Origin of the sequence: [Actinomadura] parvosata subsp. kistnae (assembly GCF_900323885.1) — a bacterium.
In the GTDB taxonomy this organism is placed as follows: Bacteria; Actinomycetota; Actinomycetes; order Streptosporangiales; family Streptosporangiaceae; genus Nonomuraea; species Nonomuraea composti.
Map to the genome: position 1 here is coordinate 2340858 of NZ_OOHJ01000018.1, position 14486 is coordinate 2355343.

Genomic DNA, 14486 nt, shown 5'->3' on the forward strand with positions numbered 1-14486 from the left:
CCGCCCGCCTTCGAAGCGGGGTGGGTCAGGCGGTCGGCGGCTTGCGGTGGCGGGGCGGCTCGTCCGAGACGAGGGCGTCGATGTCCCGCATGTCCTCGTCGTTGAGCCTGCCCTGCGGCGAGGTGGGTGCGGTGGGCTGCCGGGGCACTTCGGGCGTTTCGGCCGGCGTGTGGGCGGGCGTCGTCGGCCCGCCCGCTGGTGTGGTGCCCGCCAGGCCGCCCGCCGTGGTGCTGCCCGGCCGGTACGCGGTCAGCTCCTCCTCGGCCGCCCGCCGGTCGGAGCGCCGGCGGAACATGGCGCCGAAGATGCCGTCGAGGCCGATCCGGCCGCCGCCCAGCGCCAGGAACAGCAGGCTGAGCGCGCCGAGCGCCCCCGCCAGCTCCCAGCCGCCCTCGCCGACCATCACGCCCTTGCCGCCGTGCACGAACGCGATCGCGCCGAGCATGTTGAGCAGCAACAGCAGCGCCACCGGGCGGACCAGCAAGCCGAGGATCAGGAAGATGCCGCCGACGGTCTCGATGACGGACGAGAACCCGGCGGCCAGCTCCGGCATCGGGATCCCCATGTCCCGGAACATCTGCGTGGTGGCGCCGAGCCCGCTCTGCCACTTCTGCCAGCCGTGCGCCAGGAAAATCACGCCGGTCGCGACGCGCGCGATCAGTGCCGCGACATCAAAGAGAACTCTCTTCATGGTGTTTTCTCCCCCCGTTCCCGATATTCCTCCCCATGTCCGGCTTCACGATGCGTTTCCATGCCATGTCTTGACCTGCCCCCACGCTGGATCACCACGGGCGGCGGTGGCAGCATGGCTCGTATGACGGAACATGTGGTCGGGATCGGCGCCGGGGCGAAAGAGCTGGCCACGGAGGACATGATCCTCAACATCGGCCCCCAGCACCCGTCCACCCACGGCGTGCTCAGGCTGCGGCTGACCCTAGACGGCGAGCGCATCGCCACCGCCGAGCCCATCGTCGGCTACATGCACCGGGGCGCGGAGAAGCTGTTCGAGGTGCGCGACTACCGCCAGATCATCATGCTGGCCAACCGGCACGACTGGCTGTCGGGCTTCGCCAACGAGCTCGGCGTGGTGCTCGCCGCCGAACGCATGCTGGGCATGGAGCCGCCGGTGCGGGCCGTGTGGGCGCGTACGCTGCTGGCCGAGCTCAACCGCGTGCTCAACCACCTGATGTTCCTCGGCTCCTACCCGCTGGAGCTGGGCGCGATGACGCCGCTGTTCTACTCCTTCAACGAGCGCGAGCGTATCCAGGCCGTGATGGAGGAGATCTCCGGCGGGCGCATGCACTACATGTTCAACCGGGTCGGCGGGCTCAAGGAGGACCTGCCGTACGGGTGGCTCGACCGCGTCTCCGCCGCCGTCGCCGAGACCCGCCGCCGCGTCCCCGACATCGAGAACCTCATCCTGCACAACGAGATCTTCATCGCCCGCACCAGAGGCGTCGGCGTGCTGACCCGCGAGCAGATCATGCAGTACGGCGTCAGCGGCCCCGTCTCCCGCGCCTCCGGCGTCGACTTCGACCTGCGCCGCGACGACCCCTACCTCGCCTACCCGGAGCTGCCCGTCAAGGTCGTCACCCGCAGCGCCGGAGACTGCCACGCCCGCTTCGAGGTGCTGCTCGACCAGCTCAAGGTCTCGCTCGACCTGGCCGACGCGTGCGTCGACCGGCTGCGCTCGCTGCCGCCCGGGCCGATCAACCAGCGGCTGCCGAAGGTGCTCAAGGTGCCCGAGGGGCACACGTACGCGTGGACGGAGAACCCGCTCGGCATCAACGGCTACTACCTCGTCTCCAAGGGCGACAAGACGCCGTGGCGGCTCAAGCTGCGCTCGGCCTCCTACAGCAACATCCAGGTGCTGCGCGAGATGCTCCCCGGGCACCTCGTCGCCGACATGGTGGCCATCCTGGGCTCCATGTTCTTCGTGGTGGGTGACATCGATAAGTGAAGGCTCAGGAACGCGACAAGTACGTCGACTGGCTGCGCGCGCTCAGCCTGATCGTCGTGGTGGTGTGGCACTGGGCCTTCACGATCCTCGACTGGAAGCCGACCGGCCCCGAGCCCACCAGCCCGCTGGGCTTCACCAGCGGCCTGTGGATCCTCACCTGGCTGCTGCAGGTGCTGCCGCTGTTCTTCTACGTCGGCGGGCACGTGCACCTGCTGTCGTGGCACCGGGCCAAGGCACGCGGCACCGGCATCGGCTCGTTCGTCTGGCGGCGCATCCGCGCGCTGGCCTTACCCGCGCTGTTCCTGTCCGGCGTGTGGATCGCGGTCGGGGCGGCCGTGACGTACACGTTCGGGGTGGACTGGATGTGGCGGGTGGTGCTGCTGGTGCTCAGCCCGCTGTGGTTCCTCGGCGTCTACCTCGTCCTCATCGCGCTGCTGCCCGTCGCGCTCTGGCTGCACGAGCGCTACGACGTGCTGACCCTCATCTGGCTCGGCGGCGCCGCCCTCGTGGTGGACGTGCTGCGCTTCCGCTACGACATCGAGGGCGTGGCGTGGCTCAACATGATCATCGTCTGGGGGCTGGCGCACCAGGCGGGCTTCTTCTACGACCGGGTCGTGGCCCTGCCCAGGCGCTACGACATCGCGGTGCTGTGGACCGGCCTGTTCGCCCTGTTCGGGCTGGTCTATTCCGGCATCTACCCGGGCTCCATGGTCGGGGTGCCCGGCGACAGGTTCTCCAACATGGCGCCGCCCACGTTCGTGATCGTGGCGCTGCTGCTGTTCCAGATCGGGCTGGTCGAAGTGCTGCGGCCGGCCATGGAGCGGGTGCTGGAGCGGCCGCGCTGGCAGCGGCTGAACGGCTTCATCAACCGGTACTCGCTGCCGCTGTTCCTCTTCCACACCACCGGGATGGCCATCTCCCTCGGCCTGTCGTGGTGGTTCTTCGGCACGCTGGGCGACCGGATCCCGCCCGACTCGTGGTGGTGGCTGGAGCGGCCGATCGCCATCGTCGGGCCGCTCATCTGCACCGCCCCGGTGATCTACCTGTTCGGCCGGCGGCGCAGGCCCGTCGCGCAAACGCCGGACAGGGACGTCAGCGGGTCCATAAGCTCTGACCATGGCTGACATCGCCTTCCGGGCCAACGCCGAAGACGAGCGGATCATTCGGACCGCGCTGCGGGAAGGCGAGCGGCCGAGCGACGTCCTGCGCCGTGCGCTGCGCCTGCTCCAGCGCGAGATCTGGCACGACCGCCTGGTCTCCGGCAGCTTCCGCTCCATCGAGGGCCTGCCGGACGAGCACTAGTCGCGGGTCGCGTCGGGGTCCTTCGGGATGCGGCAGGCGTGCTCCAGGTAGAGGGCCGCGCAGACCAGCACCACGCACGACACGAACGAGCCCGTCGCGACGAAGAACTCCCCCCGCGGCGTCTCACGGTCGAGGATCTGCGCCGTGTGCAGGGCGAACCCCGCGAAGATCCCGCCGAACACCGCCCCCGCGTACGCCGACGCCTTCGCCAGCGCCGCCAGCCGCGCCACCGCCAGCGGCTCCACCGGCTTCGTGCCCGGCTTCCGCGCGATCCTGGCCTTGGTCGCCCAGCCGCTGTACGCCTCGCCGATGGACAGCAGCAGCACCGTGGGGATCGCCGTCCACGGCATGAGCGGCAGCTCGGAGTACATCTGCCTGACCACGGCCCAGGTCAGCAGGGCGATGACGACGACGATGCCGACCAGGGGGCCGGGGCGGGTGGGCTTCAATCGGGCCTCTGCAGCTTCAGGTCGTCGCGCAGGCGTACGCCCTGGTCGCCGAGCCCCTCCAGCAGCCGCGCCACCGGGCCGTGGCCGGGCAGCGCACCCTCCGGGTCGGCCTTCGACCACGGCACCAGCACGAACGCGCGCTCGTGCGCCCGCGGATGCGGCAGCGTGAGGTCGGGGTCGTCGCAGACGGTCTCGCCCACCACGATCAGGTCGATGTCGAGCGTGCGCGGCCCCCAGCGCTCCGCGCGGACGCGGCCGAAGGCGTTCTCGACGCTCTGCGCCCGCTCCAGCAGCGTGCGCGGCGCGAGCGTGGTCTCGGCGACCACGACCGCGTTGAGGTACGGGCGCTGCCCGCCGGGCCCGCCCACCGGGTCGGTCTCGTAGATCGGGGACGCCCGGACGAACTCCAGCCCCGGCGCGTCGAACAGCGTGTCGACGGCGCCCTGCAACGTCTGGAAGCGACGCCCGAGGTTGCTGCCGAGAGAGAGCACCACCTTCATGCGCGGCTCCGCTCGATCGTGACGACCACGTCGTCGAAGGGCAGGGGGATCGGCGCCGCCGGCTTGTGCACGCTCACCTCGACCCGGTGCACCAGCTCGCCGGCCAGGCAGACGTCGGCCAGCCGCTGCGCGAGCGTCTCGATCAGCTCGACCGGCTCGCCCTCCACCACCTCGACCAGGGCCTGGGCCAGCTCCCCGTAGTGGACGGTCTTGGTCAGGTCGTCGCCGGCCGCGGCCGGCGCCGTGTCGAGGAACAGCGTCGCGTCCACCACGAACTCCTGCCCGAGCTCCCGCTCGGCAGCGAGCACGCCGTGCCTGCCCCGGGCCCGCAGGCCCTTCAGGGCGATGCGATCAAGGCTCAAGCTCGCCTTCCTCCTCCTCGTCGTCGTCTCCCTGCAGAACCGGCGAGCCGTGGTGCATCCACAACCGCCAGCCCTGCGCGGTGCGGAGATAGACGTTGCTGGCCACCACCTTGCCCGCCGCGAAGCTGGCCTCGCCCTCCTCGCCGGCGGTCAGGATGTTCTCGACGCAGGTCAGCACGGCCACGTCGCCCAGCACCGTCGTGTTGACGTCGGTCAGCACGAACTGGATGTAGGTGGTGTTGGCCATGATCAGCGCCCAGGACCGCAGCACCTCCTGGCGGCCCGTCAGCAACGTCCAGCCAGGGTGCACGCAGCTCACCTGGTCATCGGTGGTGTCCTCGGCCCAGATCTCGGTCATCTTGTCCAGGTCCGCGCTCTCAATGGCGGCGTAGAACTCCTGGTTGACCGTCTCGATCGCGGCGGTGTCGACGCTCATGTGCCTGCTCCGGCTCTCTTCCATGCGGCGGCCACGCGCACGGCATCGGCGTTGGGACCTACCTCGTGCACGCGTACGCACCAGGCGCCGGCGTGCGCCGCCAGCGCGGTCACGGCCAGCGTGGCGTCGTCGCTGCGGCTGAACGGCCGTGGCGTGCCGTCGGGATCGGCCAGCAGCCGCCCCAGGAAACGTTTGCGTGATGCCCCGATGAGCAGCGGGAAGCCCAGCTCGGCCAGGCGCGGGATGCCCGCCAGCACGGCCCAGTTGTGCTCGGCGTTCTTGGCGAAGCCGAGGCCCGGGTCGAGCACGATCTGCTCCTCCGTGACCCCCTCGGCCAGCACCAGGTCCACCCGCTTGCTCAGCTCCTCGCGCACCTCCGTGACCACGTCGGCGTAGACGGCGCGGGAGTACATGTCATGGCTGTGGCCGCGCCAGTGCATCACCACGTACGTCACGCCGGTCGCGGCCACCACCCGCGGCATCTCCGGGTCGGCCAGGCCGCCGCTCACGTCGTTGACGATGCGGGCGCCCGCCTCCACCGCGGCCCTGGCGACCTCGGCACGCATCGTGTCGACGCTGACCACCACCCCCTCGGCGGACAGCTGCCTGATCACCGGGACGACGCGGGCCAGCTCTTCCTCCATGGACACCCTGGCCGCGCCCGGGCGGGTGGACTCACCGCCCACGTCGACGATGTCGGCGCCCTCGCGCACCAGCTCACGGCCGTGCTCGATGGCGGTCTCCGCGTCGAACCACAAGCCGCCGTCGGAGAACGAATCAGGCGTCACGTTGACCACACCCATGACGAGGCACCGCTCCGCACCTCCCGGCACGCTGATGGGCACGCTAGTCATGGGCCAAGCCTAGGCGCTTCCCCACACCTCGTGACATCGCGGGTACCCCGTTCGGTCTCCAGCGGGCCTCAGCGCCCCAGGATCAGCGCCATGGCCTCGGAGCGGGTCTTGTCGCTGGTGCGGAAGTCGCCCCGGACGGCCGAGGTGACGGTCTTGGCGCCCGGCTTGCGTACGCCGCGCATCGTCATGCACAGGTGCTCGCACTCGACGACCACGATGACCCCGCGCGGCTCCAGCACGCGCATGAGCGCGTCGGCGATCTGCGAGGTCATGCGCTCCTGCACCTGCGGGCGGCGGGCGAACACGTCGACCAGGCGCGCCAGCTTCGACAGGCCGGTGACCTGGCCCCGCTCGTTGGGGATGTAGCCCACGTGGGCCAGGCCGTGGAACGGGACGAGGTGGTGCTCGCACGTCGAGTAGACCTCGATGTCGCGCACCAGCACCATCTCGTCGTGATCGACGTCGAAGACCTTGTTGAGCACGTCTTCGGGCGTCTGGCCGAGCCCGGAATACTGCTCGGCCATCGCTCTGGCGACCCGGGAGGGCGTCTCGACCAGGCCGTCACGGTCGGGATCCTCGCCGATGGCGTACAGGATCTCGCGAACGGCCTTCTCGATCCGCCCCAGGTCTACGTCGTGCTGCGTCACGCACTGTCCCCGGAGGGCAGGGCGTCCTGGCGGCCCGTGGTCAGCGAGCCGTTGGCCGACTGCTCCTTCGGGGTCAGGATCGGCGGGCGGTCGGACGGGAGCCGCTTGCCGTAACCCGCGTACGACGGGCGGTGCTCCTTGACGACCACCGGCGCGAAGATCTGCAGCACCTGCTCGCGGGAGAGGGTCTCCTTCTCCATGAGCTCCAGCACCAGGTTGTCGAGCACGTCGCGGTATTCGACCAGGATGTCCCAGGCCTGGTCGTGCGCCGTCTCGATCATCCGGCGGACCTCCTCGTCGATCGTCGAGGCGATCTTCTCGGAGTAGTCGCGCTCGTGGCCCATCTCGCGGCCCAGGAAGACCTCGGCCTGGCCGGTGCCGAACTTACGGGCGCCGAGCTGCTCGCTCATGCCGTACTCGGTGACCATGCGGCGGGCGACGGCCGTGGCCTTCTCGATGTCGTTGGAGGCGCCGGTGGTGGGCTCGTGGAAGACGAGCTCCTCCGCCGCGCGGCCGCCGAGCAGCATCGCGAGCTGGTCCATCATCTCGGACCTGGTGGCCAGGAACTTGTCCTCCATCGGCAGCGTCATCGTGTAACCGAGCGCGCGGCCGCGGGACAGGATCGTGATCTTGTGGACCGGGTCGGAGTTCGGCAGCGCGTGCGCCACCAGTGCGTGACCGCCCTCGTGGTAGGCGATCATCTTCTTTTCCTTGTCCGACATGACCCGCGTCTTGCGCTCGGGCCCCGCCATGACGCGGTCGATCGACTCCTCCAGGACGTCCATCGTGATCAGCTTCTGGTCGGCCCGCGCGGTGAGCAGGGCCGCCTCGTTGATCACGTTGGCGAGGTCGGCGCCGGTGAACCCGGGGGTGCGGCGCGCGATCACGTCGAGGTCGACATTCGGGGCGAACGGCTTGCCGCGCCCGTGCACCTTGAGGATGCCCTTACGGCCCTCGAGGTCGGGACGGTCGACGGTGACCTGCCGGTCGAAACGGCCCGGGCGCAGCAGCGCCGGGTCGAGGATGTCGGGCCGGTTGGTGGCCGCGATGAGGATAACGCCGCCCTTGACGTCGAAGCCGTCCATCTCCACCAGGAGCTGGTTCAGCGTCTGCTCGCGCTCGTCGTGACCGCCGCCCAGGCCGGCGCCACGGTGGCGGCCGACGGCGTCGATCTCGTCGATGAAGATGATCGCCGGGGCGTTGGCCTTCGCCTGCTCGAACAGGTCGCGAACCCGCGAGGCACCCACACCGACGAACATCTCGACGAAGTCGGAGCCGGAGATCGAGTAGAACGGGACACCCGCCTCGCCGGCGACCGCGCGGGCCAGCAGCGTCTTACCGGTGCCGGGCGGGCCGTACAGCAGCACACCCTTGGGGATCTTGGCGCCGATCGCCTGGAACTTGGCCGGGGCCTGAAGGAACTCCTTGATCTCCTGGAGCTCCTCGATGGCCTCGTCGGCACCCGCGACGTCGGCGAACGTGGTCTTGGGGGTGTCCTTGGTGATCAGCTTGGCCTTCGACTTGCCGAAGTTCATCACCCGGGAGCCGCCGCCCTGCATCTGGTTCATGATGAACAGGAAGATCAGCACGATGATGACGATCGGCAGGAAGCTCACCAGGAGGCTGAGCAGGATGTTCTCCTGCGGCACCTCGGTGGTGAAGCTCTTCGTCTTGCCCGCGTTGACCTGAGCCTGCAGCTCGTCGGTCAGCTTGCTGCCGTAACCGGTGACCCAGCTCGACTGGATCAGCTTCGTCGGGGCGTCGCCCTGCTTGACCGAGATCGGGCTCGCCAGCGTCACCTCGATCCGGTTGTCCTTGTCGATAATCTTGGCGTTGCTGACGTTGCCGGCCCGAATCTGCTCAAGGACCAAGGACGTGTCGGCCGTCTTGAAATTTCCACCGCCACTCCAGAGCTGAGTGACGAGGAGGAGCAGCACGACGATGCCCAGGATCCACAGCAGTGGCCCACGTGTAAATCGCTTGAGATCCATCCGATGCGGAACCCCTTGCGGGCCCGTCCCTTCCTGACCATGGCCTGGAACCCCGGGCATGCCCGGGGCCGCGGCATCCGACACCGCGACTTCTGACTACCCGAAGGGGACGCGTGGTCACCCTCCCGGAGTCTGAAGGTACACCGGCAGAGCGCACGGAGGGACCGCCCGCTACACCGGTCTTGCCCTATCAACGTACGTCACGTTGCGCGATGTTCCCCGCCACGACGGAGATTGCTACTTGTAAACGTGTGGGGCGAGAGTGCCGATGAAGGGCAGGTTCCGGTATCTCTCCGCGTAGTCGAGGCCATAACCGATGACGAACTCGTTGGGAATGTCGAAGCCCACGTATTTGACCTCGATCGGCACCTTCACCGCGTCGGGTTTCCGCAGCGCGGTGCAGATCTCCAGCGACGCCGGATTGCGCGACTTCAGGTTTTCCAGCAGCCAGTGCAGGGTCAGGCCGGAGTCGATGATGTCCTCGACGATCAGCACGTGCCTGTTCAGAATGTCGGTGTCGAGGTCTTTCAGCACCCGCACGACGCCGGACGACTTGGTGCCCGCGCCGTACGACGACACCGCCATCCAGTCCATCTGCACCGGCACGTGCAACGCTCTGGCCAGGTCGGCCATCACCATGACCGCGCCCTTCAACACACCGACGAGCAGGACGTCCTTGCCCGCGTAATCCTCGTCGATCCGGCCGGCGAGCTCTTTGATCTTCGCCTGGAGCTCATCCTCGGGAATGAGCACTTTTTCCAGGTCATTGCCCATGTCGGCAGCGTCCACCTGTGGTTCCTTACGCGATGGGACTGATGGCGAATATCAGGGTGCCATACCGCCGGACGGCCGACAGACCCCCGGGCAGGTCAACGGCTTTCTGGCCACGCCAGTGCGTGATCAGCCGGTCTACGGCCAGCACATGCGTGGCCGACAGGGCGCCGGACGGGCATCCGGCGGCGATCGCCGCCCGCCGCAACACCCGCCGCCGGACGGCCACCGGAAGCTTTTCCACCTCGGCCACGGCCAGCTTCACCGACTCGCCGATATCGCTAAGAGCGCAATTCTGGAACGCCGACTCCGCCCACTCGTCGAGCGCGTCCGCATCCTCCCGCGCCATCGCCGCCGTCCGCGCCAACGCCTCCGCCACCCCCGGGCCCAGCTCCTTCTCCAGCACCGGCAACACCGTCCGGCGAACCCGCACCCGCGTGAACCGGACCTCCTCGTTGTGCGGATCGTCCCACGGGGTCAGACCGAGCGCCTCGCACGCCGCCACCGTCGTCTGCCGCGGCAGCCCCAGCAACGGCCGCCGATACAGGCCCGCCCGCGCCGCCATCCCCGACAACGACCGCGGCCCACTCCCCCGCGCCAACCCCAGCAGCACCGTTTCGGCCTGATCGTCCCTCGTATGGCCCAGCAGCACCGCCTCCGCCCCCAGCCTTTCCGCCGCCTCGTCCAGGGCCGCGTACCTCGCCTCCCTCGCCGCCGCCTCCGGCCCGCCCTCCTTCCCCACCGTCACCGTCAACACCTCGGCCGGCGCCAGGCCCAGCTCCGTGGCCAGATCCTTCACCGTCGCTGCGCGGGCGGCCGAGCCCGGCTGCAACTGGTGGTCGACGGTCAGCAGACCGGCCCGCAACCGCATCCTGGGGGCCACGAACGCCAGAGCGGCGGCCAGAGCCAGCGAATCAGCCCCGCCACTGCACGCTGTCAGGACCAGAGCCTGCTCGGGGACGTCCGCCAAGGCCTCGCGAACTGCCCTTCGGAGGTCGGCAACGGCTGGATGTGGGCCCACGGGTGCCATCGTCGCATCCGGCGAGGGGTGCGCGGGCCGGATGTGCCTTTACTGGGGCCGGTGGCGGGGGTGCGGCTACTCGGGCGCACGCGACCATCCCGCCGCCACGGCCCTGCGCGGGAGCGGCCATTCGGACGTACGCGGCCGTCCCACCGACGCGGCGCTCCGAGGGGCGCGCCTGCGTGAACGCGGCCGACCCACCAACGCCCCGATGGCCGGGCCCGCACACGGCGCCGAGCCCCACCGCACCACCTCCCGCCGACGCGGCGCAACAAGCGCGCCCGCTCAGCGCACACGGCTGGACGCCGACGCCCCGGTGGCTGGGCACCGCACACGGCGCCGAGCCCCACCGCACCACGACCCGCCGACGCGGCGCTCCGAAAGGCGGGCCGACGGGAACGCGGCCAATCCGCCAACGTGGCGCAACGACCGCGCCTGCTCGGCATACGCGACCGACCCGCCGACGCCCCGATGGCTGGGCACCGCACACGGCGCCGAGCCCCGCCGCACCACGACCCGCCGACGCGGCGCAACGAGCGCGCCCGCTCAGCGCACACGGCTGGGACGCCGACGCCCCAGATGGCTGGGCACCGCACACGGCGCCGAGCCCCGCCGCACCACTTCCCGCCGACGCGGCGCGGAATGTGTGCCCGCTCAGCGAACGCGGCCAGCCCGCCGACGCGGCGCTCCAAAGGGCGCGCCCGCGTGAACCCCGCCGATCGCCGACGCGGCGCAACGAGCGCGCCTGCCTGAACGCGGCCGACCCGCCGACGCCCCGGTGGCCGGGCACCGCACACGGCGCCGAGCCCCACCGCACCACGACCCGCCGACGCGGCGCAACGAGGGCCGCCGCCGACCGGGTGAACGCCCCCGATCGCCGATGCGGCGCTGTGAGCGCGGCCGCTCGGCGTACGCGGCCAGCCCGCCGACGCGGCGCTGCGAGGGGGCGGGCCTGGTTGGGCGGCGTGGGTGGCTTGCCGGTATCAGGTGCTGGTGTGCGTGTGCCGGGGGTCAGGCGGGGAGGGCGGGGGTGCCGATGACGCGGGTGATCCAGGCGTCGGGGTCGGCGATCTCCGTGCTGGTCGGCAGCGTTTCCGGGGAGGTCCAGACCTTGTTGAAGCCGTCCATGCCCACCCGGTCCACCACCGTGCGGACGAAGGCGGAGCCTTCCGCGTACTGCTTCATTTTGACCTCGATGCCCAGCAGGCGGCGCACCGTGCGGTCGAGGCGGGAGCCGCCCTCGCGGCGTTGGGCGAACTTGGCGCGGATCTCGGCCACCGACGGCACCACGGACGGGCCGACCGCGTCCATGACGTAGTCGCCGTGGCCCTCGACGAGGGTCATGACGGCCGTGAGGCGGTCGAGGATCTCCTTCTGGCCGGGCGACTGGATGGCGTCGATGAGGTTGCCCTCGCCGCCGCGCACCACGTCGGCCACCGTGTCGGCGGCGTTGCGGAGGCGTTCGAGGAGGGTGGGCAGGTCGAGGTCGGAGGCGAGCAGGAACTCGGTCATCTGGGAGCGGACGTACTCGCGCAGCCACGTCACGCCGGTGAACTGCACGCGGTGGGTCTCCTCGTGGAGGCAGACCCAGAGGCGGAAGTCGTGCGGGTTGACGTTCATCTCGCGTTCGGCGTGCACGATGTTGGGCGCGACGAGCGTGAGGCGGCCGACGGGCTCCTGGCCGGTGGGGTCGGGCGGGAGGAAGAGCTCGTACTGGCCGAGCACGCGGGAGGCGAGGAAGGCCAGGACGGCGCCGACCTCGACGCCCGTGATGCGGGAGCCGACGGCGGTGACGATGGCCGGCGCCTGGTTCGCGCCGGCGCTCATGCGTTGCGTGAGCGGCTCCAGGACGACGCGGAAGCCCTGGACGTTGGCCTTGATCCAGCCGGGCCGGTCGACGATGGTGGCCGGCTGCGGCGCGGTCTCGGTGTGAATCTTGGTGAACTGCCGGACGTGGCCCTCGGCCTCGCGCGACAGGGTGCGGAGCTCGGTGACGGCCTGCCTGGCCTCCTCCCGGCTCACCTGTGGGCCGGGGCGCACCAGGCGCGTGCCGGTCGTGACGGCCAGATCCCAGTCGATCACCTGCATACCGTCCACCGTACGTGGTTCTGGCCGAGTGTGGGCGAAGGAGCCCCTACGTGGTTCCGAGCGGGCGCGGGTGAAGGAGCCCGTACACGTTCCCGAGGTGCCCCTCAGGAGCGGGCGACGATGGCGGCGAGGCGGTCGAGAACGGGCTCGGCGTTGACGGGCACGCGGTCGGCCATGAAGGCGTACGTGACGAGCCGCCCGTCCTTGGTGGTGGCCAGCCCGGCCAGCGTGTTGACGTGGTTGAGCGTGCCGGTCTTGGCGCGGACGAGGCCGACCTGGCCCTTGCTGTCGCGGCCGACGAAGCGGCGGCCGTTGCCGAGGGTGCCGGAGAAGCCGGCGATGGGCATGCCGGAGGCGATGGCGTGCAGGCCGGGGTGGGCGGGGCTGCCGGACAGGGCGATGGCCTTGGCGAGGGCGTTGGGGCTGATGCGGTTGCGGATGGACAGGCCGCTGCCGTCGTCGAGGGAGACGCCCTGGGTGATGCCGAGGCGGCTCATGACCGCGGCGACGGCTTTGGCGCCGCCGGCGAAGGACGCCTCCTGGCCTTCCTTGATGGCGACGTGCCGCATGAGCGCTTCGGCCATGTCGTTGTCGCTGTGGGTGAGGGTGTGCTCGACGAGGGCGTAGAGGGGGGCGGAGTCGACGCGGCCGAGCTCGGCGGCGCCGGCGGGGGCCTTGGCGGGGCGTACGGACTTGGCGACCTTGATGCCCTGCTTGGCGAGGAGCCTGGCGAAGGCGTCGGCGGCGTACTGGGGCGGGTTGGGGACGCGGGGGGCGCGGTAGCGGGGGTCCTGGCGGCCGACGTCCATGGTGAGGGCGTAGACGGGGGCGACCTCGCCGTCGGGGATGTAGTTGGGCTTCCAGCCGGCGGCCTTGGCGGTGCCGGTGAACAGCGTCGTGTCGTACGAAAGGGTGATCTTTTGGACGCCCCGGGACTTGAGCGTCGCAGCGGTACGGGCGGCGAGCGTGGCGAGGCTGGCCTGGGCGGGGTAGCCGTCGCGCTTGGCCGAGGGGCCGGCGAGGAGCGGGTCGCCGCCTCCGACGAGGACGACGGCGCCGGGCGTCGCGCCCTGGACCACGCGGGTGGAGAAGCGGGTGTCGGGGCCGAGCGAGGCCAGGGCGGCGGAGCAAGTGATGATCTTGGTGGTGGAGGCGGGGGTGAGGGCGGTGTCGGCGCCGGCGGCGTAGAGCTGCTCGCCGGTGACGGTGTCGATGACCGAGACGCCGACGCGGTCGCCGAGCGCATCGTCACCCAGGGCGCTGGCCAACTGCTTCGTCAAAGTACCCTTAGTCGGGAGAGGTCCGTCTCCGGGCTTCACCGGGAGCTGGGCCAGCACAGGCCCCGCGGTGACGACGGGGGCGGTGGGAGTGCCTTCCGCCGGTGACGCCGTCGGCTCGGTCGGTGAAGACCCGCTCGTCAGCGCGCTCAGGCTGAGCTCGGTGGTCATCGCGTAAACGCCGGTGACGATCGTCAGGGCCTGGAGCACGGCGAGAGTGGTCAGCATCACCAACCGGTCGCGCCGCGCCACGTCGCCTGCCCTCTCTCCTGTGTTCGCCTACGAGACATTAACGCCCAGCCGGGGGTGCCCGGGGGCCTGAGCGGAGGAACCGCGGTGGAGTTCGACGTTGTCGTTGAGATTCCCAAGGGGCAACGGAACAAGTACGAAGTGGACCACGAGACCGGGAAGATCAGGCTTGACCGGCTCCTGTTCACCTCCACGCAGTATCCCGCCGACTACGGCTTCATCGAGAACACCCTCGGCGAGGACGGCGACCCGCTCGACGCGCTGGTGCTGCTCCAGGAGCCGACGTTCCCGGGCTGCTACATCACGTGCCGTGCGGTGGGGATGTTCCGGATGACGGACGAGAAGGGCGGTGACGACAAGGTGCTGTGCGTGCCGTCCACCGACCCCCGGATGCACCACATCCAGGACATCCATCACGTGTCGGAGTTCGACCGGCTGGAGATCCAGCACTTCTTCGAGGTCTACAAGGACCTGGAGCCCGGCAAGTCCGTCGAGGGCGCCAACTGGGTGGGCCGCATCGAGGCCGAGGCCGAGATCGAGCGCTCGTTCCGGCGCGCCAAGGAGGAGGGTCACCACTGA

The 14486-nt window shown here is 70.3% G+C and carries 16 protein-coding genes; 4 read left to right on the forward strand and 12 right to left on the reverse strand.

The window, feature by feature from the left end; genetic code table 11:
* Positions 1-25: 25 nt before the first annotated feature.
* Positions 26-691 carry a DoxX family protein gene (locus KIS93_RS30845; protein ID WP_080044337.1) on the reverse strand — a complete coding sequence of 222 codons (666 nt, stop codon included), beginning with the start codon at positions 689-691 and terminating at the stop codon, positions 26-28.
* Between the two features lie 123 nt (positions 692-814).
* Here KIS93_RS30845 and KIS93_RS30850 point away from each other — a divergent pair, with 123 nt between their 5' ends.
* From KIS93_RS30850 to KIS93_RS30860, 3 genes are read left to right on the forward strand one after another with little or no spacing between them, the layout of a single operon-like run.
* On the forward strand, positions 815-1960 hold the full coding sequence (locus KIS93_RS30850) for an NADH-quinone oxidoreductase subunit D (protein WP_080044336.1): 1146 nt from the start codon (positions 815-817) through the stop codon (positions 1958-1960).
* Positions 1957-3084, forward strand: a complete 1128-nt coding sequence (locus KIS93_RS30855; RefSeq protein WP_222107666.1) for an acyltransferase family protein — start codon at positions 1957-1959, stop codon at positions 3082-3084. Before KIS93_RS30850 ends, KIS93_RS30855 begins: the two co-directional genes overlap by 4 nt.
* Entirely contained in the window at positions 3077-3262 is a 186-nt protein-coding gene (locus KIS93_RS30860; protein WP_080044335.1) for a hypothetical protein, read from the forward strand. Before KIS93_RS30855 ends, KIS93_RS30860 begins: the two co-directional genes overlap by 8 nt.
* Here the strand turns inward: KIS93_RS30860 and KIS93_RS30865 are convergent.
* The 11 genes from KIS93_RS30865 to dacB form a co-directional block, all read right to left on the reverse strand.
* Entirely contained in the window at positions 3259-3711 is a 453-nt protein-coding gene (locus KIS93_RS30865) for a DUF3180 domain-containing protein (protein ID WP_080044334.1), read from the reverse strand. The two genes, KIS93_RS30860 and KIS93_RS30865, sit on opposite strands and share 4 nt — an antisense overlap.
* Positions 3708-4211, reverse strand: coding sequence for a 2-amino-4-hydroxy-6-hydroxymethyldihydropteridine diphosphokinase (gene folK / locus KIS93_RS30870; RefSeq protein WP_080044333.1), 504 nt, complete (start codon positions 4209-4211; stop codon positions 3708-3710). Before folK ends, KIS93_RS30865 begins: the two co-directional genes overlap by 4 nt.
* Positions 4208-4573, reverse strand: a complete 366-nt coding sequence (gene folB / locus KIS93_RS30875) for a dihydroneopterin aldolase (protein ID WP_080044332.1) — start codon at positions 4571-4573, stop codon at positions 4208-4210. The genes folK and folB overlap by 4 nt, the downstream gene beginning before the upstream one ends.
* On the reverse strand, positions 4563-5009 hold the full coding sequence (locus KIS93_RS30880) for a nuclear transport factor 2 family protein (protein ID WP_080044331.1): 447 nt from the start codon (positions 5007-5009) through the stop codon (positions 4563-4565). Before KIS93_RS30880 ends, folB begins: the two co-directional genes overlap by 11 nt.
* Positions 5006-5863 (reverse strand): dihydropteroate synthase, encoded by an 858-nt coding sequence (folP, locus tag KIS93_RS30885; RefSeq protein ID WP_080044330.1) that lies wholly within the window; start codon positions 5861-5863, stop codon positions 5006-5008. Before folP ends, KIS93_RS30880 begins: the two co-directional genes overlap by 4 nt.
* Positions 5864-5931: 68 nt before the next feature.
* The gene (gene folE, locus KIS93_RS30890; RefSeq protein ID WP_080044329.1) at positions 5932-6510 is read right to left on the reverse strand and encodes a GTP cyclohydrolase I FolE; all 579 of its coding nucleotides are present in this window, start codon (positions 6508-6510) and stop codon (positions 5932-5934) included.
* Positions 6507-8501, reverse strand: coding sequence for an ATP-dependent zinc metalloprotease FtsH (gene ftsH / locus KIS93_RS30895; protein ID WP_080044328.1), 1995 nt, complete (start codon positions 8499-8501; stop codon positions 6507-6509). The genes folE and ftsH overlap by 4 nt, the downstream gene beginning before the upstream one ends.
* A gap of 237 nt (positions 8502-8738) precedes the next feature.
* Positions 8739-9290, reverse strand: coding sequence for a hypoxanthine phosphoribosyltransferase (gene hpt, locus KIS93_RS30900; RefSeq protein ID WP_080044327.1), 552 nt, complete (start codon positions 9288-9290; stop codon positions 8739-8741).
* Between the two features lie 10 nt (positions 9291-9300).
* A complete protein-coding gene (tilS, locus tag KIS93_RS30905; RefSeq protein ID WP_080044326.1) occupies positions 9301-10302 on the reverse strand; it encodes a tRNA lysidine(34) synthetase TilS in 1002 nt (333 codons plus the stop codon).
* 1002 nt (positions 10303-11304) lie between these two features.
* Complete coding sequence (locus KIS93_RS30910; RefSeq protein ID WP_186404522.1) at positions 11305-12381, reverse strand: zinc-dependent metalloprotease; 1077 nt, start codon at positions 12379-12381, stop codon at positions 11305-11307.
* Between the two features lie 104 nt (positions 12382-12485).
* On the reverse strand, positions 12486-13886 hold the full coding sequence (gene dacB, locus KIS93_RS30915; RefSeq protein ID WP_246005385.1) for a D-alanyl-D-alanine carboxypeptidase/D-alanyl-D-alanine endopeptidase: 1401 nt from the start codon (positions 13884-13886) through the stop codon (positions 12486-12488).
* A gap of 108 nt (positions 13887-13994) precedes the next feature.
* Here dacB and KIS93_RS30920 point away from each other — a divergent pair, with 108 nt between their 5' ends.
* Positions 13995-14486 (forward strand): inorganic diphosphatase, encoded by a 492-nt coding sequence (locus KIS93_RS30920; RefSeq protein ID WP_043615308.1) that lies wholly within the window; start codon positions 13995-13997, stop codon positions 14484-14486.